Annotated in this window: 19 protein-coding genes and 1 other RNA gene; 7 read left to right on the top strand and 13 right to left on the bottom strand. The window is 67.8% G+C overall.

Features of this window, described 5'->3' with window-relative positions; translation table 11 throughout:
* The first annotated feature begins 40 nt into the window (after nt 1–40).
* From AC1IQ6_RS07290 to AC1IQ6_RS07265, 6 genes are all read left to right on the top strand, one after another.
* Entirely contained in the window at nt 41–451 is a 411-nt protein-coding gene (locus AC1IQ6_RS07290; RefSeq protein ID WP_102773571.1) for a FlxA-like family protein, read from the top strand.
* Between the two features lie 115 nt (nt 452–566).
* On the top strand, nt 567–1,892 hold the full coding sequence (locus AC1IQ6_RS07285; RefSeq protein ID WP_102773572.1) for an ABC transporter substrate-binding protein: 1,326 nt from the start codon (nt 567–569) through the stop codon (nt 1,890–1,892).
* A gap of 111 nt (nt 1,893–2,003) precedes the next feature.
* A complete protein-coding gene (locus AC1IQ6_RS07280; protein ID WP_111825603.1) occupies nt 2,004–3,716 on the top strand; it encodes an ABC transporter permease in 1,713 nt (570 codons plus the stop codon).
* Nucleotides 3,713–4,798: an ABC transporter ATP-binding protein gene (locus tag AC1IQ6_RS07275; protein WP_102773574.1), complete on the top strand. Its 1,086-nt coding sequence runs from the start codon at nt 3,713–3,715 to the stop codon at nt 4,796–4,798. Before AC1IQ6_RS07280 ends, AC1IQ6_RS07275 begins: the two co-directional genes overlap by 4 nt.
* Nucleotides 4,799–4,808: 10 nt before the next feature.
* Nucleotides 4,809–5,750, top strand: a complete 942-nt coding sequence (locus tag AC1IQ6_RS07270; protein ID WP_102773575.1) for a LysR family transcriptional regulator — start codon at nt 4,809–4,811, stop codon at nt 5,748–5,750.
* On the top strand, nt 5,743–6,387 hold the full coding sequence (locus tag AC1IQ6_RS07265) for a histidine phosphatase family protein (RefSeq protein WP_485866065.1): 645 nt from the start codon (nt 5,743–5,745) through the stop codon (nt 6,385–6,387). Before AC1IQ6_RS07270 ends, AC1IQ6_RS07265 begins: the two co-directional genes overlap by 8 nt.
* A gap of 7 nt (nt 6,388–6,394) precedes the next feature.
* Here the strand turns inward: AC1IQ6_RS07265 and AC1IQ6_RS07260 are convergent, their stop codons facing one another.
* The 4 genes from AC1IQ6_RS07260 to carA are packed head-to-tail and all read right to left on the bottom strand — an operon-like array spanning nt 6,395 to nt 12,573.
* On the bottom strand, nt 6,395–7,159 hold the full coding sequence (locus tag AC1IQ6_RS07260; RefSeq protein ID WP_485866064.1) for an SDR family oxidoreductase: 765 nt from the start codon (nt 7,157–7,159) through the stop codon (nt 6,395–6,397).
* A gap of 50 nt (nt 7,160–7,209) precedes the next feature.
* Nucleotides 7,210–8,106: a lipid A hydroxylase LpxO gene (gene lpxO / locus AC1IQ6_RS07255; protein WP_102773578.1), complete on the bottom strand. Its 897-nt coding sequence runs from the start codon at nt 8,104–8,106 to the stop codon at nt 7,210–7,212.
* A gap of 59 nt (nt 8,107–8,165) precedes the next feature.
* Nucleotides 8,166–11,408: a carbamoyl-phosphate synthase large subunit gene (carB, locus tag AC1IQ6_RS07250; RefSeq protein ID WP_102773579.1), complete on the bottom strand. Its 3,243-nt coding sequence runs from the start codon at nt 11,406–11,408 to the stop codon at nt 8,166–8,168.
* A gap of 10 nt (nt 11,409–11,418) precedes the next feature.
* Entirely contained in the window at nt 11,419–12,573 is a 1,155-nt protein-coding gene (carA, locus tag AC1IQ6_RS07245) for a glutamine-hydrolyzing carbamoyl-phosphate synthase small subunit (RefSeq protein ID WP_168202160.1), read from the bottom strand.
* 201 nt (nt 12,574–12,774) lie between these two features.
* Here carA and tal point away from each other — a divergent pair, with 201 nt between their 5' ends.
* Nucleotides 12,775–13,728 (top strand): transaldolase, encoded by a 954-nt coding sequence (gene tal / locus AC1IQ6_RS07240; protein ID WP_102773580.1) that lies wholly within the window; start codon nt 12,775–12,777, stop codon nt 13,726–13,728.
* A gap of 117 nt (nt 13,729–13,845) precedes the next feature.
* Here the strand turns inward: tal and AC1IQ6_RS07235 are convergent, their stop codons facing one another.
* The 9 genes from AC1IQ6_RS07235 to ffs all read right to left on the bottom strand — a co-directional run bounded on the left by AC1IQ6_RS07235 (nt 13,846) and on the right by ffs (nt 21,812).
* Nucleotides 13,846–14,373 carry a carboxymuconolactone decarboxylase family protein gene (locus AC1IQ6_RS07235; protein WP_102773581.1) on the bottom strand — a complete coding sequence of 176 codons (528 nt, stop codon included), beginning with the start codon at nt 14,371–14,373 and terminating at the stop codon, nt 13,846–13,848.
* Nucleotides 14,374–14,402: 29 nt separating this feature from the next.
* Nucleotides 14,403–15,200 carry an ABC transporter permease gene (locus AC1IQ6_RS07230; protein WP_102773582.1) on the bottom strand — a complete coding sequence of 266 codons (798 nt, stop codon included), beginning with the start codon at nt 15,198–15,200 and terminating at the stop codon, nt 14,403–14,405.
* A gap of 3 nt (nt 15,201–15,203) precedes the next feature.
* Nucleotides 15,204–16,013, bottom strand: coding sequence for an ABC transporter ATP-binding protein (locus AC1IQ6_RS07225; protein ID WP_102773583.1), 810 nt, complete (start codon nt 16,011–16,013; stop codon nt 15,204–15,206).
* Entirely contained in the window at nt 16,006–17,046 is a 1,041-nt protein-coding gene (locus AC1IQ6_RS07220) for an ABC transporter substrate-binding protein (RefSeq protein ID WP_485866063.1), read from the bottom strand. The genes AC1IQ6_RS07225 and AC1IQ6_RS07220 overlap by 8 nt, the downstream gene beginning before the upstream one ends.
* Complete coding sequence (locus AC1IQ6_RS07215) at nt 17,027–18,316, bottom strand: CaiB/BaiF CoA transferase family protein (protein ID WP_102773585.1); 1,290 nt, start codon at nt 18,314–18,316, stop codon at nt 17,027–17,029. The genes AC1IQ6_RS07220 and AC1IQ6_RS07215 overlap by 20 nt, the downstream gene beginning before the upstream one ends.
* Before the next feature lie 117 nt (nt 18,317–18,433).
* A complete protein-coding gene (gene recR, locus AC1IQ6_RS07210; protein WP_102773586.1) occupies nt 18,434–19,042 on the bottom strand; it encodes a recombination mediator RecR in 609 nt (202 codons plus the stop codon).
* Between the two features lie 37 nt (nt 19,043–19,079).
* Entirely contained in the window at nt 19,080–19,406 is a 327-nt protein-coding gene (locus tag AC1IQ6_RS07205; protein WP_102773587.1) for a YbaB/EbfC family nucleoid-associated protein, read from the bottom strand.
* 45 nt (nt 19,407–19,451) lie between these two features.
* Nucleotides 19,452–21,497 carry a DNA polymerase III subunit gamma/tau gene (gene dnaX / locus AC1IQ6_RS07200; RefSeq protein ID WP_485866062.1) on the bottom strand — a complete coding sequence of 682 codons (2,046 nt, stop codon included), beginning with the start codon at nt 21,495–21,497 and terminating at the stop codon, nt 19,452–19,454.
* A gap of 217 nt (nt 21,498–21,714) precedes the next feature.
* Nucleotides 21,715–21,812, bottom strand: an RNA gene (gene ffs / locus AC1IQ6_RS07195) — signal recognition particle sRNA small type.
* Nucleotides 21,813–21,819 lie beyond the last annotated feature (7 nt).

The following is a 21,819-nucleotide window of genomic DNA, read 5'->3' as shown; positions in this document are numbered from 1 at the left end:
GGTGGAAACCCCCAAATCCCGACTGGCGACAGGAGCAATCATGGCGATCGATTCCATCCAAGGCACCTCCCGGCTCAAGAGCCTGACCGACCTGTGGGCCGAGCGCATCCAGGCCAGCCGGGCCCGCCAGGACGCGCCGGCCGCGGTGTCGGCGCAGGACGGCAAGATCCGCGTCAGCCAGCCGGGCGCGATGGCGGTGGGCGGCGCGCAGGCCTCCGAGGAAACCGACAACGAGGACGAATACACCCGCCAGATCAAGGAATTGCAGAAACAGCTGCAGCGCGTCATGGAGCAGATCGCCCGGGTCAAGGCCAGCGCCATGTCGGCCGAAATGAAGGCAAGCCAGGTGCAGGCGCTCAACGCGCAGGCGCTGCAGATCCAGGCGCAGATCTCGCAGGTGATGACGCAGCAGGCCCGCGCGATGCAGGGCGGCGTGTCGGCCACCGCGTAATCCGCAAGCGGGCGCGGCCGCCCGCGCTGATGGGCCGCATCAAAATTTCTGATTGGACTCGCCGCAGGGCTGACATTACTGTCTCCGGACAAATCTAAAACCACGGAGACAAACCATGCACGCAATGCGCACAGCCCTCGCAGGGGCGCTGCTGGCCGCCTGTGCCGCGCCGGCCCTGGCCGGCACGGTGACGGTGATCACTTCGTTCCCCAAGGACCTGACCCAGGCCTACAAGGCGGCGTTCGAGAAGGCCAACCCCGGCATCACGCTGGAAATCCTGAACAAGAACACGGTATCGGGCATCGCCTACGTGCGCGAAACGCCCGCGGGCCAGCGCCCCGAAGTGTTCTGGGCCAGCGCGCCCGACGCGTTCGAAGTGCTGGGGCGCGACAAGCTGCTGGCCAAGTCGTCCGATGTGGCGAACAAGGATGTGCCGGACAAGATCGGCAGCTACCCCATCAACGATCCCGCCGGCATGTACCTGGGCCAGGCGCTGGCCGGCTACGGCATCATCTACAACACGCGCTACATCGCCGCGCACAAGCTGCCCGCGCCGGTCGAATGGAAGGACCTGCTCGCGCCGCAGTGGTTCGGCCACGTCGGCATCACCTCGCCGTCGCGCTCGGGCACCATGCACCTGACGGTCGAGACCATTCTGCAGGGCGAAGGCTGGGACGAAGGCTGGCGCACGCTGCTGCGCATGTCGGGCAACAGCAGCGCCATTACCGAGCGCTCGTTCGGCGTGCCCGACGGCGTGAACAACGGGCAGTTCGGCGCCGGCCCGGTGATCGACTTCTTCGGACTGTCCAGCAAGTACTCCAAGTTCCCGGTCGACTTCGTCTACCCGTCGGAGACCGCCATCGTGCCGGCCAACATCGCCTTGATCGAGGGCGCCAAGAACACCGAGGAAGGCAAGAAGTTCATCGCCTTCACGCTCAGCCAGGCGGGCCAGGAGCTGCTGCTGCAGCCCAAGATCTCGCGCCTGCCGGTGCTGCCCTACTCCGCGCTGGCCGGCAAGATCCCGCCCGGCTATCCCGATCCGGCCGAAATCGCCAAGCGCAGCAAGGTGCAGTTCAACGCCGACCTGTCGCAGACGCGCTACTACGTGGTGCAGTCGCTGTACGACCAGACCGTCACGTTCCGCCTGAAGGAACTGCAGGCGGCCACCAAGGCCATTTACGACGCGGAGGCCAAGCTGGGCGACAAGGCCAGGAGCGGCAAGGCCGCCGAGCTGCTGGAGCAGGCCCGCAAGCTGACCTGGGCGCCGCTGGTCGACGGCAAAAAGGCATCGGACCCGGCCTTCCTGGCCATCTTCGCCGGCAACAAGAAAGACGCCGCCGTCAACCAGCAGATCACGCAGCTCGAAGGCGAGTGGAACGGGCAGGCCCGCGCCAACTACGAAGAAGCCGTGAAGCTGGCCCGGCAGGCCGCCGCGCTGTAGCGGCGTAGCGGTATCCGCGGCCGGCGGCGGGCGGCAGCGCCCGGCCCGCCGGCCGATTTCCGGCGCCCCGTCCGCGCGGACGGGGCATTAGCAACGATTGCGGGATTCTCGATGGATTATTCGGGCCATTCGCGCCTGCACGCCGGCCCTGTGCTGACGGCGCTCCTGGTGTTCGGCTTTTTGCTGCTGTTTTTGGCCATTCCGGTCGGCACGGTGTTCTACAGCGCCTTCGTGAACGCCGACGGCAGCTTCACGATGGGCCATTTCGGCGCCTTCTTCAATCAGCCCCTGATGCAGGAGGCGTTCTTCAACAGCCTGTACGTGGCGGGCTGGTCGGCCCTGCTGGCCTCGCTCATCGCGGTGCCGCTGGCCTACCTGACGGTGCGCTTCGAATTCCGCGGCGCGCTGCTGATCCAGACGCTGGGCGTGCTGCCGCTGATCATGCCCCCCTTCGTCGGCGCGGTCGCCATGCAGCTGATCTTCGGCCGCTCGGGCAGCGTCAACCTGCTGCTGCAGGACTGGTTCGGCTTCACGCTGCCCTTCATGGAAGGGCTGAACGGCGTGATCTTCGTGGAGGCGCTGCACTACTTCCCGTTCATCCTGATGAACCTGGTGGTGGCGCTGCGCAACATCGACGGCGCGATGGAAGAAGCCGCGCTCAACCTGGGATCGCGCGGCTTCCGGCTGTTCCGGCGCGTGATCTTCCCGCTGGCGCTGCCCGGCTACGTGGCCGGCGCCTCGCTGGTGTTCGTGAAAGTCTTCGACGACCTGGGCACGCCGCTGGTGCTGGGCACCACCAACATGCTGGCGCCGCAGGCCTATCTGCGCATCACCCAGGTGGGCCTGGAAGATCCGCTGGGCTACGTCATCAGCGTCATCATGGTCGGCTTCTCGATCCTGGCGCTGTGGCTGTCGGCGCGGGTGCTCAAGGGCAAGGACTACTCCACTCTGCAAAAGGGCGGCAACTCGCTGCACAAGCGCAAGCTGCGCCCCGCGGAAAGCGTGCTGGCCTATGGCTGGATACTGCTGGTGCTGCTGCTGGTGCTGTCGCCGCACATGGGCGTGCTGCTGCTGTCGCTGGCCAGCGTCTGGAGCTTCGCGCCGCTGCCCGACGGATATACGCTGGCGCACTATTCGGCGGTGTTCTCCGAATCCCAGGGCATGATCGCCAACACCCTGCTCTATTGCGGCCTGGCCGCCGGCGTGGACGTGATCCTGGGCACCGCCATCGCCTACCTGATGCTGCGCACCCGGCTGCCGGCGCGCCAGTGGCTGGACTTCCTGGCCTCGGCGGCGCTGGCGATTCCCGGCATCGTGCTGGCCATCGGCTTTCTGCGCACCTTCCGCGGCATCGAGCTGCCGGGCACCGGCACCTTGCTGACCTCGTCGTGGATCATCATCATGATCGCGTACTCGGTGCGCCGGCTGCCCTACGCGCTGCGTTCCTGCGTGGCCTCGCTGCAGCAGATCAACATCTCGCTGGAAGAAGCCGCGCAGTCGCTGGGCGCCACGCGCATGAGCACGATACGCCGCGTAGTGGTGCCGCTGATGGCCGGCGGCATGCTGGCGGGCTTCGTCACCAGCTTCGTGACGGCGGCCGTCGAACTGTCGGCCACCATCATGCTGGTGACCAAAGACAGCCAGGCGCCCATGAGCTACGGTATCTATCTTTACATGCAGAGCGCCGCGGGCCGCGGCCCGGGCGCCGCGCTCGGCGTCCTGGCCGTCGCCGCGGTCGCCATCGGCACCTATATCTCGCACCTGCTGGTCGAGCGCGCGCAGACGCGCCAGCGGCCGGCGCGCCACGAAGGGGAAACGGAATGAAGAAGGTCAGCGTCGAATGCCGCAATATCCGGCTGTCCTATGGCAAGACCGAAGTGCTCAAGGACGTCAACATCAGCATCGAGCCGGGCGAGTTCTTCGCCCTGCTGGGCCCGTCGGGCTCGGGCAAGTCCACGCTGCTGCGCCTGATCGCCGGCTTCAACCGCCATAACGCGGGGCAGCTGCTGGTCGACGGCAAGGACATCAGCGCCACGCCGCCGTGGAACCGCAACATCGGCATGGTGTTCCAGAACTACGCGCTGTGGCCGCACATGACGGTGTGGGACAACGTGGCCTTCGGCCTGGTCGAGCGCAAGCTGCCGCGCGCCGAGATCCAGGCCAAGGTGGAGGCGGCCCTGGACCTGGTGGGCCTGTCGCAGTACGCCAAGCGCCGCCCCAACCAGCTCTCCGGCGGGCAGCAGCAGCGCGTGGCGCTGGCCCGCACCATTGTCATCGAACCGCAGGTGCTGCTGCTGGACGAGCCGCTGTCCAACCTGGACAAGAAGCTGCGGGTGCAGATGCGCCAGGACCTGCTCAGCCTGCAGCGGCGGCTGGGCATCACCACCATCTTCGTCACCCACGACCAGGAAGAGGCCATGACCACCGCCGACCGCATGGCGGTGCTGGACCACGGCGTGGTGCAGCAGATCGGCGCGCCCAGCACGCTGTTCGACTATCCGGTGAACCGCTTCGTGGCCAACTTCGTCGGCACCATGAACGTGCTCGAAGGCCAGGTGCGCGAGCGCACCAGCGCCAGCGTGGTGCTGGCCGTCGAAGGCGTGGGCGACCTGCACCTGCCGCTGTCCGGCGAAGCGCCGGCGGCCTCGCGGCTGGCGGCCAGCTTCCGGCCGCACACGGTGCAGATCGAAATGGCCGACGGCCTGGGCGACGCGCGCTACGTGTGGCTGCCCGGCATCGTGGAAAGCAGCGAATTCCTGGGCGAATTCACCCGCTACCAGGTGCAGATCGGCGAGCAGCGCCTGACCGCCGACCAGTCCCACCTGGCCGGACTGTCGCCCTTCCCGGTCGGCGCGCCCGTATCGATAGGGCTGGAACCCACCCAGGTACGCTTGCTGGCGGCGTGAGTCCGCCGCCATGGAAATCTATCAGATACGCGCTTTCGTCACGGTCGCGCGGCTGGGCAACCTGACCAAGGCGGCCGAGGCGCTGTCGCTGACCCAGCCCGCCGTCACCGCCCAGATCAAGGCGCTGGAACAAAGCCTGGGCGTGGCGCTGTTCGACCGCAGCGGCGGCCGGCTGGCGCTGGCCAAGGCCGGCGAAGTGCTGCTGCCCACGGCGGAATCGCTGCTGGTGCTGGGCGCCCAGTTCAAGTCCGAGGCCCAGCAGCTGCAAGGCAGCCTGCACGGCGCGATCGAACTGGGCGTGCCCAGCGAGCGGCCCGACTTCCTGCGCCTGGGCGAACTGGCCTCGGCGGTCACCCAGCGCCTGCCGCTGGTCGAGCTCAAGACCCAGACCCTGCCCGCCGCCGCCCTGGCCGAGCAGGTCAGCACCGGCCGCCTGCCGGCCGCGCTGACCATCGCCGCCAACCCGCCGCGCGGCGTGCTGTGGCAGCCGCTGCGCAGCGTGCGCTACCGCATCGCCCTGCCCCAGGAACACGCCGCCGCCCTCAAGCGCGGCGGCTGGAAGGAAGTGGCGCAGCTGCCCTGGCTGGACGGCCCGGCCGGCAGCCACACCCACCTGCTGCTGCGTGACATGTTCGAACGCCACGGCCTGTCGCCGCGCGTCGTGATGCAGCACGACGACCAGGCCAACCTCGACACCCTGGTGCGCGCCGGCGCCGGCTGCGCGCTGCTGCGCGAGGAGAACGCCCTGGCCGGCGCGGCCTCCAGCGACTTCATCGTCTGGGGCCAGGCGCGGGTCGACGCGGTCCTGGCTTTCATCCTGCCGCACGAGCGCGCTAGCGAGCCCGCGCTGGTCGCGTTAAGCTCGATTATTCAAACCATCTGGAAACCGCGCACGCAGATCGCGCCGCCCCAGGTCCAGGCCTCATCCCCCGATCAATACCGTAATGACTGAAATCTGGTTCATCCGCCACGGCGAAACCGACTGGAACCGCCAGCGCCGCCTGCAAGGCTGGCAAGACATCCCCCTCAACGAATTCGGCCGCAACCAGGCCAGCCTGCTCGCCGCCCGCATGCGCGAGGAGGCCCGCCGCACCCCGATCCACGCCATCTACAGCAGCGACCTGCAGCGCGCCCACGCCACGGCGGTGCCCGTATCCGAACAGCTGGGCCTGCGCGTGCGCATCGAGCCCGGCATCCGCGAACGCGGCTTCGGCGTGCTCGAAGGCCTGGACCACGACCGCATCGACGTGCAGGCCCCCGAAGCGGCCGCCGCCTGGAAAAGCCGCGACCCGCTACGCCCGCTGGATGGCGGCGAAACCCTGGGCCAGTTCCAGTCCCGCGTCATCTTCACCGTCGACGACATCGCCAGCCGCCACGACGACGAACGCATCCTCATGTTCACCCACGGCGGCGTGCTCGACATCATCTGGCGCCACGCCAGCGGCGTGCCCCTGAACGCCCCGCGCGACGCCGCGCTGCTGAACGTCAGCATCAACCGCGTCGGCGTCGCCGGCCGCAAATGGCAGGTCCTGGACTGGGGCGACGTCGGTCACGTGACCGACGAGGTGGGCGACGACGTAGTGCCCTGAGGCGCCGTCAACGTGGCTGACGCGGCTTGCGCGGCGCATTGCGCGCCAGCCGGTCATATAGCGCATTGGGCAGCAGCCGCATCAGCTTGGCCACCACCCCCATCTGCCACGGAATCACGGTATAGGACGTGCCCCGGTCGATCGCCGCCCGCGCCCGCCGCGCAAACGCATCGGCCTCCATCAGAAACGGCATGGAATAGGGATTGTGGGCGGTCATGGCCGTCTTGATATAGCCGGGCGCGATCGTCACCACCCGGATGCCGTCGCCGGCCAGTTCCAGCCGCAGGCTCTCGCAGTAGGTCACCACCGCCGACTTCGACGCGCTATAGGCGCCGGCGCCCGGCAGTCCGCGCACGCCCGCCACGCTGGCGATACCCACCAGCCGGCCCGATCCGGCCTGGCGCATCGGCCCGATGAAGGGCTCGAAAGTCGCCACCGTGGCCAGCAGATTGGTGTCCACGATGGCCTTGAACACGTCGTAATCCTCGCCGTGCTCGGTCAGCGTGCCCGCGCTGATGCCCGCGCTGGCGATCACCACGTCCACCCGCCCCCGGCAGAACGCGATGAAATCCTGCGCCGCCGCGTGCAGCGCCTGGCGGTCGCGCACGTCCACCGCGTAACAGCGATGCGCGCCCGGCAGGCTGGCGGCCAGCTCCTGCAGCGCCGCTTCGCGCCGCCCGAGCAGCCCGAGCGTGGCGCCCGAGGCGGCATACTGTTGCGCCAGGGCGCGGCCCAGGCCGCTGCTTGCGCCCGTAATGAATACTGTGGTCATGGATAGGTTCGCCGCAGGATGGAAAAGCGGGGGCTGCCCGCCCCCGCATCCTACAGGAAGATCAGCGCCAGAATCGCCGCCACCAGCGCCCACTTGGACAGGTAGTACAGCGGCTTGCTGCGCTTTTTCAGCGCCTTGCCGAAGCGGCGCACCGCGTACACCGCGCCGAAGATCCGGTTGATCCCGCCGGTGGCGTCGCCCGCCTGGTTCGGCGCCGCGGCCGCGCGCAGCAGAAAGCCGCCCACCTTGCGGTTGATCGCCTGCGCCCAGCGGTAGCGCATCGGGCGCTCCACGTCGGCGAACAGGATGATGCGGTTCTGCTGGGTCTTGTTCTCGGCGTAGTGGATGAACGTCTCGTCGAACACCACGGCTTCGCCGTCGCGCCAGTAATACGGCTGGCCGTCGACGTTGATGTAGCAGTCGGGATCGTTCGGCGTGATCAGGCCCATGTGAAAGCGCAGCGAACCCGCGTAGGGATCGCGGTGGCGCGGCAACCGGCTGCCCGGCGGCAGCGACGCGAACATGGCGGCCTTGATGGAGGGGATGCCGGCCAGCAGTTGCGTGGTGACCGGGCACAGGGCCGAAGCCGAGGGATGGTCGGCGTCATACCACTTCAGGTAGAAACGCTTCCAGCCGCTTTTGAAGAAGGAATTGAAGCCGGCGTCGTTGTACTTGTCCGAGGCCTTGATATGGCCTTCGCCGAACAGTTCCAGCGCTTCGGCCCGGATGTCGTCGCAACGGTCCAGCAGGACCTTGAGTTCCGGAAACCGGTCCAGATCGATGTAGGGCTGGTTAGGTACGCTGGAGAACGCGTACATGAAACAGTTCAGCGGCGCGGTGAAGGTGGAGTGATCCAGCGCCTGCCGCGAGAACCTGTGTCTGACTCGGCCACGGTAATGCACTACCGTAGCGCAAACGATGAACACCGCCAGAATGAACCACTTCATCCTTCCTCCTACCGCTTCCGGACGCGGTTGCACGCGTCCGGAAGATCTTGCGTACTCGCTTACTTACCCGACAACGATGCGTGCAGCTCCTGCAACGGATAGACCTGCAGGCCCAGGCCCTGGCGCAGGTACTGCATGCCCTCGACCGCGGCGCGGGCGCCGGCGATCGTCGTGAAGAACGTAACACGCGCGGCCAGCGCCTGGGTACGGATGGTACGCGAGTCGGCGATGGCGTTGCGGCGCTCTTCGACAGTGTTGATGACCAGCGAGATCTCGCCGTTCTTCACCATGTCGACGATGTGCGGACGGCCCTCGGTGACCTTGTTGACCACCTGCACCGGAATGCCGGCGGCCTCGATCTCGGTGGCGGTGCCGCGCGTGGCGACCAGCTTGAAGCCCAGCACGTGCAGGCCGCGCGCCACTTCCACGGCGGCCGGCTTGTCCTGGTTCTTCACGCTGATGAACACCGTGCCGGATTCCGGCAGGCGCACGCCCGCGGCCAGCTGCGACTTCACGAAGGCTTCGCCGAAGCTCGTGCCCACGCCCATCACTTCGCCGGTCGACTTCATTTCCGGGCCCAGGATGGTGTCCACGCCCGGGAACTTCACGAACGGGAACACGGCTTCCTTGACCGAGAAGTAAGGCGGCACGACTTCACGGGTGATGCCTTGCGCGGCCAGGGTCTGGCCGGCCATGGCGCGCGCGGCGATCTTGGCCAGCTGCAGGCCGGTGGCCTTGGACACGTAGGGCACCGTGCGCGAGGCGCGCGGGTTCACTTCCAGCACGTAGACGTCGCCGCCCTGGATCGCGAACTGCACGTTCATCAGGCCGCTGACGTTCAGCGCCTTGGCCATCATGCTGGTCTGGCGCTTGATCTCGGCGATCACGTCGGCCGACAGCGAGTACGGCGGCAGGCTGCAGGCGGAGTCGCCCGAGTGCACGCCGGCCTGTTCGATGTGCTCCATGACGCCGCCGATGAAGACGGTTTCGCCGTCGGCCAGGCAGTCCACGTCCACTTCGGTGGCGTTGTTCAGGAAGCGGTCCAGCAGCACCGGCGAGTCATTGCTGACCTTCACGGCCTCGCGCATGTAGCGTTCGAGGTCCTGCTGCTCGTGCACGATTTCCATGGCGCGCCCGCCCAGCACGTAGCTGGGACGCACGACCAGCGGATAGCCGATGTCGGCGGCGTGCGCCAGGGCCTCGGCTTCGGTGCGCGCGGTGCGGTTGGGCGGCTGGCGCAGGCCGAGCTTGTTCAGCAGCTTCTGGAAGCGCTCGCGGTCCTCGGCGATGTCGATGGATTCCGGGCTGGTGCCGATGATGGGCACGCCGTTGGCTTCCAGCGCGCGCGCCAGCTTCAGCGGGGTCTGGCCGCCGTACTGCACGATCATGCCGACCGGGTTTTCCTTGTGGACGATCTCCAGCACATCCTCGAGCGTCAGCGGCTCGAAGTACAGGCGGTCGGAGGTGTCGTAGTCGGTGGACACGGTTTCCGGGTTGCAGTTGACCATGATGGTCTCGTACCCGTCGTCGCGCAGCGCCAGCGCGGCGTGCACGCAGCAGTAGTCGAACTCGATGCCCTGGCCGATGCGGTTCGGACCGCCGCCCAGCACCACGATCTTCTTGCGGTCGGTGGGCGCGGCTTCGCACTCTTCCTCGTACGTGGAGTACATGTAGGCGGTGCGGGTGGCGAACTCGGCGGCGCAGGTGTCGACGCGCTTGTAGACCGGGCGCACGTTCAGCTGGTGGCGCAGCTTGCGCACTTCGGATTCCACCGTGTCGAGCAGGAAGGCCAGGCGGCGGTCGGAGAAGCCGCGGCGCTTCAGTTCCCACAGCGTGGCGTAGTCCAGGTCGGACAGCGTCTTCTGTTCGAGCGCCAGCTCGATGTCGACGATTTCCTTGATCTGCGACAGGAACCACGGGTCGATGTGCGTGATGTTGTGCACTTCGTCCAGCGTGAAGCCCTGCGCGAAGGCGTCGCCCACGTACCAGATGCGTTCCGGACCGGGTTCGCCCAGCTCGACCTGCAGCTTTTCGCGGTCGGTGGTCTTCTGGTTCAGGCCGTCGACGCCCACTTCCAGGCCGCGCAGCGCCTTCTGGAACGATTCCTGGAAGGTGCGGCCGATGGCCATGACTTCGCCCACGGACTTCATCTGGGTGGTCAGGCGCGCGTCGGCGGTGGGGAATTTCTCGAACGCGAAACGCGGCACCTTGGTGACGACGTAGTCGATCGAGGGTTCGAACGAGGCCGGGGTGGCGCCGCCGGTGATTTCGTTCTTGAGCTCGTCCAGCGTGTAGCCCACGGCCAGGCGCGCGGCGACCTTGGCGATGGGGAAGCCCGTGGCCTTGGAGGCCAGCGCCGACGAACGCGACACGCGCGGGTTCATCTCGATGACGATCATGCGGCCGTTCTTGGGATTGACGGCGAACTGCACGTTCGAGCCGCCCGTATCCACGCCGATCTCGCGCAACACCGCGATCGATGCGTTACGCATGATCTGGTATTCCTTGTCGGTCAGCGTCTGGGCCGGGGCCACCGTGATCGAGTCGCCGGTGTGCACGCCCATGGGGTCCAGGTTCTCGATGGAGCAGACGATGATGCAGTTGTCCGCCTTGTCGCGGACCACTTCCATCTCGAATTCCTTCCAGCCCAGCAGCGACTCTTCGATCAGCAGCTCGCTGGTGGGCGAGGCTTCCAGGCCGCGGCGGCAGATGGTTTCGAATTCTTCGGCGTTGTAGGCGATGCCGCCGCCCGAGCCGCCCATCGTGAAGCTGGGGCGGATCACGGCCGGGAAGCCCGAGGTGCCGACTTCGGCCGCGATGCGGCGCTGCACTTCCCAGGCTTCTTCCATGCTGTGGGCCACGCCCGACTTGGCCGATTCCAGGCCGATGTCGGTCATGGCCTGCTTGAACTTCTGGCGGTCCTCGGCCTTCTCGATGGCGTGCTCGTTGGCGCCGATGAGTTCCACGTTGTGCTTGGCCAGCACGCCGTGGTGGGCCAGGTCCAGCGCGCAGTTCAGCGCGGTCTGGCCGCCCATGGTGGGCAGGAGCGCATCGGGCTTTTCACGCTCGATGATCTTCTCGACGGCCTGCCAGGTGATGGGCTCGATGTAGGTGACGTCGGCCGTTTCCGGGTCCGTCATGATCGTGGCCGGATTGCTGTTGACCAGGATGGTGCGGTAGCCCTCGGCCTTGAGCGCCTTGCACGCCTGTGCGCCGGAATAGTCGAATTCGCAGGCCTGCCCGATGATGATGGGGCCGGCGCCGATGATGAGTATGCTTTTTAGGTCTGTACGCTTGGGCATGATGCAATCTTTACTTTTGGCCGGACATCAGGCTGATGAACTTGTCGAACAGTTCGATGATGTCGTGCGGGCCGGGGCTGGCTTCGGGGTGGCCCTGGAAGCAGAAGGCCGGACGGTCGGTGAGCTCGAAGCCCTGCAGCGTGCCGTCGAACAGCGAGACGTGCGTGGCTCGCGCGTTGGCCGGCAGGCTGGCGGCGTCGACCGCGAAGCCGTGGTTCTGGCTGGTGATGAACACGCGCTTGGAGGCCAGGTCCTGCACCGGATGGTTGGCGCCGTGGTGGCCGGTCTTCATCTTGAGCGTCTTGCCGCCCAGCGCCAGGCCCATGATCTGGTGGCCCAGGCAGATGCCGAACACCGGCAGCTTCTTGTCCAGGAAGGCGCGGGTGGCTTCGATGGCGTAGTCGCAGGGCTCGGGGTCGCCGGGGCCGTTGGACAGGAACACGCCGTCCGGATCGAGCTTGAAGACTTCCTCGGCGCTGGTCTGGGCCGGCACCAGCGTGATGCGGCAGCCGCGGTCGGCCAGCAGGCGCAGGATGTTGCTCTTGATGCCGAAGTCGTAGGCCACGACGTGGAACCTGGACTGGTCGGGCTTGGAGAAGCCCGCGCCCAGGCGCCAGGTGCCTTCGGTCCAGTCGGTGCTGTTCTTGATGGAGACGACGCGGGCCAGGTCCTGGCCGGTCATGCCGGCGAAGCCGCGGGCCAGTTCGACGGCGCGCTCGGCGTCGGTGCCGACGAAGATGCAGGCGCCCTGGGCGCCCTTGTCGCGCAGGATGCGGGTGAGCTTGCGGGTATCCACGCCGGAAATGGCGACGATGCCCTGCTCGGAGAGGTACTCAGGCAACGATTGCGTGGAACGGAAGTTCGACACGCGGGCGGGACAGTCGCGGACCACCAGGCCGGCGGCATAGACGCGGTTCGCTTCCACGTCCTCGGCGTTGACGCCGGTATTGCCGATGTGCGGATAGGTCAGCGTGACGATCTGGCCGCTGTAGCTGGGATCGGTGAGAATTTCCTGGTACCCGGTCATCGCGGTGTTGAACACCACTTCGGCAACGGTATGCCCAGGCGCACCGATCGACACGCCTCGAAAAATGGTACCGTCCGCCAGAGCCAGAATTGCAGGAGGGAAGCGGTTGATCCCCTCGGGAAAAAGTTGCGGCAGCACAGTAAACCCCGGTTTTAGAATCGATAATCAAACCTTCGAATTATACCTTGCGCGGCCGTTTTTCCTGGAGAACCGCGCCAAATAAGGCCGGGATAGGGATTTTGGGCCAGGCCATGGGACATACGGCCGGTTTTGCCCGCCCCGGCTCGGTGATACGCTTAGGACACCTTCAACCCTACCCAGCTGCGAGCCGTACCGCCCATGTCCAGTCAACTTGACGCCTTGCGCAACCACACCACCGTCGTCGCCGACACGGGGGACTTCGAAGCCATGAAGGCGCTGCGTCCCACCGACGCGACCACTAATCCGTCCCTTATTCTGAAGGCCGTCCAGCAGGACGCCTACCGCCCCCTGCTGGAGAAAACCGCGCGCGACCACCGCGGCGCCTCCACGGCCGAGCTCATGGACCGCCTGCTGGTGGCCTTCGGCCGCGCCATCCTGGACATCGTGCCGGGCCGCGTCTCGACCGAGGTCGACGCCCGCCTGTCCTTCGACACCCGCGCCACCATCGAACGCGCCCGCAGCCTGATCGCCCTGTACGAGGCCGCCGGCGTGCCGCGCGAGCGCGTGCTGATCAAGATCGCCTCGACCTGGGAAGGCATCCAGGCCGCCCGCGCGCTGCAATCCGAAGGGGTGCGCTGCAACCTGACGCTGCTGTTCTCGCTGCCCCAGGCCGTGGCCTGCGCCGACGCGCACGTGCAGCTCATTTCGCCCTTCGTCGGCCGCATCTACGACTGGCACAAGAAAGCCGCCGGCGCGGCCTGGGTGGAGGCGGACCATGCGGGCGGCAACGATCCCGGCGTGCAGTCGGTGACGCGCATCTACCACTACTACAAGCATTTCGGCATCGCCACCGAGATCATGGGCGCGAGCTTTCGCAACGTGGGCCAGATCCTGGCCCTGTCGGGCTGCGACCTGCTGACGATCAGCCCCGACCTGCTGACCAAGCTGGCCTCCACCGAGGGCGACGCCCCGCCCCAGCTGCGCGCCAGCGACGCCGCCGCCGGCATCGCCCGCATCGGCGCCGACGAGGTCACGTTCCGCACCCTGCTCAACGAGGACGCGATGGCCAGCGAAAAACTGTCCGAAGGCATCCGTTCGTTCGTGGCCGACGCGGTCAAGCTGGATGCGCTGATCGAGGGACAGCGGGGGTGATTGGCGGGTGATGGGTTTCGCGCGTTCGGCCGTCGTTTTCCTGGGACGATGGCGGCGCGCTACACCCATCCTACGGGTCGAGAGATCGCCGAACGCGCGCGCCCCATCGGACCGCCCCTACCGATGATCGTGCGAATGCACCTGCAGCGCTTCCAGGAAGCGCGACACCATGTTGTAGGCCGCCACCGTCGCGGTCAGTTCGACCATAAGCTTGTCGGTTCCCATCGCGGCGCGGGCGGCCTGGAATACCGGCTCGGGCACTTGCACGTTGCGCGTCATGGCGTCGGTATAGGCCAGCACCGCGCGTTCGCGCTCGCTGAACAGATCCGAGCCTTCCCAGGCGGGCAGCGCGTCCAGCTGGGCCTGCGACACGCCCTCTTTCAGGGCGATCGGGGCGTGCTGGTCGGCTTCGTAGGGCGCGCCGTTGATCGCCGCCACGCGCATGATCACCAGTTCGCGCAGATCGCCCGGCAAGGTGCTGAGCTGGCGGATGGAGGTCAGGTAATTGAGCCAGCCGCCGGCCACGGCGGGGCTGTGCAGCAGCATCTGGTACAGGTGCAGCACGCTGCCCCGTTCGGCGACGATGCGGTCGACCAGCGGCCGGGCTTCGGGATGGGTCAGGTCGGCATAAGGCAGGCGGGCCATGGCAACTCCGTATGGATGGGGACGGCGGATCAGATCTTCTCGGTTTCGCCGGAACGGGGCTGCCATTTCATCAGGCGCTTTTCGCCCGCGCCGACGATGCCGTCCAGGATCAGCGCGAAGGCCGTCAGCACGATGATGCCGGCGAACACGGTGTTCACGTCGAACGTGCCTTCGGCCTGCAGGATCAGGTAGCCCACGCCGCTGGCCGAGCCCAGGTATTCGCCCACCACGGCGCCCACGAAGGCCAGGCCCACGGAGGTGTGCAGGCTGGAGAACACCCAGCTGGTGGCCGAGGGCAGGTACACGTGGCGCAGCAGCTGGCGCTTGCGCGCGCCCAGCATGCGCGCGTTGTCCAGCAGCGTCGGGCTGACTTCGCGCACGCCCTGGTAGACGTTGAAGAAGACGATGAAGAACACCAGCGTCACCGCCAGCGCCACCTTGGACCAGATGCCCAGGCCGAACCACATGCCGAAGATGGGCGCCAGGATCACGCGCGGCATCGAGTTGGCGGCCGTGATGTACGGGTCCAGGATCGCGCTGGCCTGCGGCGACAGGCCCAGCCACAGGCCGAAGCCCAGGCCGGCGACCGTGCCGATGAAAAACGCCAGCACGGTTTCGGTGAGCGTCACGCCCAGGTGCGCGTAGATGTCCGCGTTGGTGACGAACCAGGCCCAGATGCGGCCCCACACCTTCAGCGGCTCGCCGAAGAAGAACGCCACCTTGGGATCGCGCGAGGCGAAATGCCACACCAGCAGGATCGCCACCAACAGCAGCAGCTGCCAGAAGCGCAGGCTGGCCGAACCGGGTTTGATCAGAGACTTCGACATGGCTCAGGCTCGCTTTTGTTGGGCATAGCCCTTGAGTACCTCTTCGCGCAGCACGCCCCAGATCGCGGCGTGCAGTTCCACGAAACGCGGATGGGTGCGCACTTCGGCCACGTCGCGCGGACGCGGCAGGTCGATGGCGAATTCGCCGATGGGATGGGTGCCCGGCCCGGCCGACAGCACCACCACGCGGTCGCTCATGGCGATGGCCTCGTCCAGGTCGTGCGTGATGAACAGCACGGCCTTGCGCTTGGCCATCCACAGGTCCAGCACCTCGTTTTCCATGAGCTGGCGGGTCTGGATGTCGAGCGCCGAGAACGGCTCGTCCATCAGGATGATGTCGGGGTCGCGGATCAGGGTCTGCGCCAGCATGGCGCGCTTGCGCATGCCGCCCGACATCTGGTGCGGATAGCGGCCCTCGAAGCCGCCCAGGCCGACCCGGCGCATCCATACGCGGCCCTGCTCCAGCGCCTCCTGGCGCGGCACGCCGGCGAATTCCAGCCCGGCCACCACGTTGTCCAGCGCGCTGCGCCAGGGCAGCAGCGCCTCGCCCTGGAACATGTAGCCGGCGCGTTCGTTGATGCCCTGCAGGGGCTGCCCGAACACCTTCACCTGCCCGGCCGACGGCGCCAGCAGGCCGGCGCCGACGTTGAGCAGGGTGGACTTGCCGCAGCCCGTGGGCCCCACCACCGATACGAACTCCCCGGGCGCGATCGCCAGGGAAGTGTCGGCCACGGCGGTGTAGCGCTGGCTGCGGTCGTCACGCGAGACAAAGGTGCAACTGATGTTGTCCAGCGACAGCGCGGCTTCAGCCATTGGGATACTTCTCGTTGGCGCGGCGCGCGAAATCGTTGGTCCAGACCTTGGAGGCGTCGATCTTCGAGCCGTCGAAGTCCGGCTGGTAGGCGGCCAGCGCCTTGAGCGCGGTGGCCGCGCCGTCCTCGGGGATCATGCCGTCGGGCGACAGGCCTTCCATGCTCTTGCCGATGGCGGCCTTGTACACCGCCGGATCGCCCAGCAGATAGGTTTCGGGCACGACCTTGGCGATTTCTTCCGGGCCGGCCTTCTGGATCCACTTGTCGGCGCGCACCAGCGCGTTGGCCAGCGCCTGCGCGGTGTTGGGATTGGCGTCGAGGAAGGCCTGGGGCGCGTACAGGCAGCCCGCCGGCATGTTGCCGCCGAAGATGTCGCGCGTGTCCTTGAGGGTGCGCGTATCGACGATGACCTGGATGTCGCCGGGCATCTCCAGCATGGACACCACGGGGTCGGTGTTGGAGATGGCGTCGATCTGGCCGCTGCGCAGCGCGGTCACCGCGCCGGCGCCGGCGCCCACGCCGATGAAGGACACGTCGGAGGCCTTCAGGCCGTGCTTGGCCAGGAAGAAGCTGACCACCATGTTGGTCGAGGAGCCCGGCGCGGTCACGCCGATCTTCTTGCCCTTCAGGTCGGCCGCGCTCTTGTAGCCGGGCAGGTTCTTCTTGGACACGCCCACGCCTATCATCGGCGCGCGCCCTTGCAGCACGAAGGCGCGGTAGGCCTGGCCCTTGGACTGCATGGACAGCGTGTGCTCGAACGCGCCCGAGACGATGTCGGCGCTGCCGCCCACCACGGCCTGCAGGGCCTTGGAACCGCCCGCGAAGTCGGCGATGCTGACGTCCAGGCCTTCGTCCTTGAAATAGCCGCGGGCTTCCGCGATGGACAGCGGGAGGTAGTAGATCAGCGGTTTGCCGCCGACTGCGATCTGGACCTTGGTCTTTTCGAGCTTCTGCGCGCGCACGATGGCGGGCGCCATGCCCATGACGCCGGCGGCGCCGGCCATCTTGAGCAGATCACGGCGAGTGACTGACATTGCTTGTCTCCTGGTTGTCGGGTGTACCGATAGCGCCGGTCTGCGCCAGCTCGTCGATAGCCGCTGAATCATACCCCAGCGATTTCAGGACTTCCTCGGTATGTTCCCCTAATCTCGGCCCCACCCAGCGCGTGCCGCCCGGCGTTTCCGACAGCTTGGGCACCACCGCCGGCAGCTTGACCGGCGTGCCGTCGGCGAAGCGGTGCTGCTCTATCATGCCGCGCGCCAGGAACTGCGGATCGCCGAACATGTCGGCCACGCTGTAGATCTTGCCCACCGGCACGTCGGCGGCCTTCAGCACGCCCAGCGCCTCTTCGATGCCGCGGCCGTCGCACCATTGCTGGATAGCGCCGTCGATCTCCTCGACGCGCCTGGCGCGGCCGTCGTTGCGCACCAGGTCGGGGTCCGTGGCCAGGTCGTCGCGGCCGATGGCGCGCATCAGCCGATGGAAGATCGCGTCGCCGTTGCCGGCGATGACGATGTTCTGGCCGTCGCGCGTGGTGTAGGTGTTGGAGGGCACGATGCCGGGCAGCGCGCCGCCGGTGCGCTCGCGCACCACGCCGGCCACGTCGTACTCGGGCACCAAGCTCTCCATCATGTTGAACACGGCCTCGTACAGCGCCACGTCCACCATCTGCCCCTGCCCGGCCCGGCACTCGGCGCCCGTCTTGCCGTTCCAGCGCCCGCCGGTGGCGTCGCGGTGGCGCAGCGCCATCATCGCGCCGATCACGCCGTGCAGCGCGGCGATCGAATCGCCGATGGAAATGCCCACCCGCAGCGGCGGGCGGTCCGGGTGGCCCGACACGTAGCGCAGGCCGCCCATGGATTCGCCGATCGCGCCGAAGCCGGGCTGGTCCTTCATGGGACCGGTCTGCCCGTAGCCGGACAGGCGCACCATGATGAGCGCCGGATTGGCCGCGCGCAGCTGTTCGTAGCCCAGCCCCCACTTCTCCAGCACGCCGGGCCGGTAGTTCTCGACCACCACGTCGGCCTCCAGCGCCAGGCGGCGGGCGATTTCCTGCGCGCGCGGGTCTTTCAGGTTGAGCGCGATCGAGCGCTTGTTGCGGGCCTGCACCGTCCACCACAGGGAATTGCCTTCGTGCAGGTGGCGCCAGCTGCGGATGGGATCGCCGCCGCCGCTTCCGTCGGGCCCGTGCGGCGTCTCGACCTTGATGACGTCGGCGCCGAATTCGCCGAAGATGCGCGCGGCGAACGGGCCGGCAATGAGCGTGCCGAGTTCCAGGACTTTCAGTCCGGTCAGCGCTGACATTGTTTGTCTCCTCGCGGAATTTTCCAGGCGGCCTTCGATGCGTTGCCGAAGGCTCGTGATTTGATGTTTGGTACGGCACCTTACCGCCCGCGATAGCGGGTAGGGAGTGGGTCCCACTCAGGTGGTCTTGCGTTCCATCAGGGCCCAGGCGATGGTGCCTGCGTCCACGTATTCCAGCTCGCTGCCCGCCGGCACGCCGCGCGCCAGCCTGGTCACGCGCAGGCCGCGTTCGCTCAGGGCCTCGCCCAGGAAGTGCGCGGTGGTCTCGCCCTCGGCGGTGAAGTTGGTGGCCAGGATGACCTCCTGCACCTCGCCGTCGGTGGCGCGCTGGATCACGCGGTCGAAATCCAGCTCGCGCGGGCCTATGCCTTCCAGCGGCGCCACCCGGCCCATCAGCACGTAGTACAGGCCGCGGTAGCCGTGGCTGGACTCGATCATGTTCTGGTCGGCCGGGGTTTCGACGATGCACAGCAGGCTGCGGTCGCGCTTGGGATTGCTGCAGGTGCCGCAGACCTCTTCTTCCGAAAAGCTGTTGCAGCGGGCGCAGTGCTTCAGGTCCCGCACCGCGCTGGCCAGCGCCCGGCCCAGCATGTCCGCGCCTTGCGGATCATGCTGCAGCAGGTGATAGGCCATGCGCCTGGCGGAGCGCACGCCCACGCCGGGCAGGCGCCGCAGCGCCTCGATCAGCGACACCAGCGGTTCGGGTTCGGGCAGTAAAGGGTCCATCGGGGTCCATCGTGGTCCGTCGCGGCCGGGGCCGGAATCAGAACGGCAGCTTCATGCCCGGGGGCAGCGGCATGCCGGCGGTGACCGACGCCATTTTTTCCTGGGAAGTGGCCTCGGCCTTGCGCAGCGCGTCGTTGAACGCGGCGGCGACCAGGTCTTCCAGCATGTCCTTGTCGTCGCCCAGCAGCGACGGGTCGATGGCGACGCGCTTGACGTCGTGGCGGCAGGTCATGGTGACCTTGACCAGGCCGCCGCCGGAGGCGCCTTCGACCAGGATCTCGGCCAGCGCGTCCTGCGCCTTCTTCATGTTTTCCTGCATCTGCTGCGCCTGGCGCATCAGGCCGGCGAGTTGTCCTTTCATCATGATCGGTGCTTCCTTGAACTAGGGGAATGGGAGATTGCCGCCGCCTCAGGCGGCGGCCGGGGAATCGACGTGGCGGATGGAGCCGGCGACGACCTGTCCGCCGAAATCGGCCACCAGCGCCTGCACGAAGGGATCTGCCGCGACCGCGTCCTCGGCGGCCTGCTGGCGGGCGGCGCGTTCGGCCTGGGCCACGGCGTGCGCCGTGGCGTCGCCGGTCACGCCGACTTCCACGTCCAATCGTATGCCCTGGCCGAAATGCTCGCACAGCACCGTCTGCAGGCGGATGCGGCTTTCGCTTTCGGCCAGCGTCTTGACGGCCACGCGCAGGACGATGGCGTCGCCCTGCACGCCGGCCCATTCGCTCTGGCGCGCCAGTTCGGCGGCCAGGCCGGTGACCGGCAGGCGCGCGGCCAGCTCGGGCCAGCCCGCCGCGGTCATGTCGGCGATGCGCGCGCGAGAGCCGCGCTTGCGGGCAGGCGCCGGGCCTTCGCGCCGCACGGGCGCGGCCGCGGCCGGCGCCGCGCCCGGCGGAGCCAGGGTTTCGAATTCGTCATCGTCCGGGTCCGCCGTGAAACCGTTGTCCGGGGCGAAACCGGCTTCGGCGTCGTACGGGATTTCCTCGTCGACCCAGGACGGCGGGCCGTCGCCGGCCTCGGGCGCGGCCGGCGCGGCGGCGACCGCTGCGGCCGGCGTGACCGCCAGGGCGGCGGACGCGGGCGCGCGGTCGGACGCGTCGGGAGAGGCTGCTGCCGGCTCGGCCGGCAGCTCTTCCCAGGGCGGCACGCTCTGCGCTTCGGCGGCGGGCGCCGGGCTTGCCGGTTCGGGTGCGGCGGCAGCGGCGGGTGCGGGCGTAGGCGCGGGAGCCGGCGCCGGTGCGGGCGCCGGCTGCGGCTGCGCTGCAGGCGCGGGCTGCGGCGCGGCGACGGGCGCGGGCGCGGGCGCGGCGACCGGGTCTGCCGTCTGGCGGGCCGGGACGGCGGGCGCCTCCACCGCGGTCTGCGGGCCGGCATCGCCGTTGAGCGCCAGCATGCGCAGGCAGGCCATGATGAAGCCCGCGTATTCGTCGGGCGCCAGGGTCAGCTCGCCGCGGCTGTGCACGGCGACGGAATAGAACAGCTGCACCGCGTCGGGATGCAGCGACTGCGCCAGGCGCGCGATGTCCGCCGCCAGCGGGTCCTCGGCCGGCGTCACGCCGCTGACGCGCTGCTCGATGGCCACGCGCGACAGCAGCACGGCCAGATCGGCCAGCGCGCCGGTATAGGACAGGCCGCGCACCGCCAGTTCGTCGGCCACCGCCAGCACGCCCTTGGCGTCGCCGGTGGACAGCGCGTCCAGCAGGCGCACCAGGTGGCGCTGGTCGATGGTGCCGAGCATGCCGCGCACGGCTTCTTCGGTGAGGTTGCCGGCGCTATAGGCGATGGCCTGGTCGGTCAGCGACAGCGCGTCGCGCATGGAGCCCGCGGCCGCCTGCCCGATCAGCCGCAGCGCCGGCACTTCGAAGCCCACCTCTTCCTGGCCGAGCACGGCCTGCAGGTGGCCGACGATGGAGTCGGCCGGCATCTGCTTGAGGTTGAACTGCAGGCAGCGCGACAGCACCGTCACCGGAATCTTCTGCGGGTCGGTGGTGGCCAGGATGAACTTGACGTGCGGCGGCGGCTCTTCGAGCGTCTTGAGCATGGCGTTGAACGCATGCCCGGTCAGCATGTGGACTTCGTCGATCATGTAGACCTTGAAGCGTCCCGCGCCGGGCGCGTACACGGCCTGCTCCAGCAGCTGCGTCATTTCCTCGACGCCACGGTTCGAGGCCGCGTCCAGTTCGAGGTAGTCGACGAAGCGCCCTGCGTCGATTTCCGTGCAGGCCTGGCACACGCCGCAAGGCTTGGACGTGATGCCGGTCACGCAGTTGAGCGATTTGGCCAGGATGCGCGAAAGCGTGGTCTTGCCCACCCCGCGGGTCCCGGTGAACAGCCATGCGTGGTGCAGGCGTTGCGTGTCGAGCGCATGCGTCAATGCGCGCACCACGTGATCCTGTCCCACGAGGGTATCGAACGATCGCGGCCGCCACTTGCGGGCCAGTACCAGATAAGTCATGGGTGGATTGTAGAGCCTGTTTCGCGAGCTGGCTCGAAAAGGCGGGACCGGTTCCTGGAGCTCGGCCTGCAAGCCCCTGCGCCCCCGCCCTGCGCGGCCTGGAATGCAAAGGGGACGGGCTTATTCTCGTGGAGCGCGTCCATGGAAAATAATCCCGTCCCCCGAAGAAAACAAAGGGTCATGCGGTGATCATGACCCTCTTGCCTTGAAGAATCCGGATGGCGAGCCTTACTCCGGCACTGACCCTAAACGACTATGGCTGCTTCGTTCCCGACCTGACCAGGTTCACCGTCGAACCATGCGAAGGGGCCCGCCACTTGGA

This window comes from Achromobacter sp. MUI-25009338, assembly GCF_057359325.1.
The sequence above is the reverse complement of the archived record's forward strand: the minus strand, read 5'-3'. Positions and strand labels throughout refer to the sequence as shown.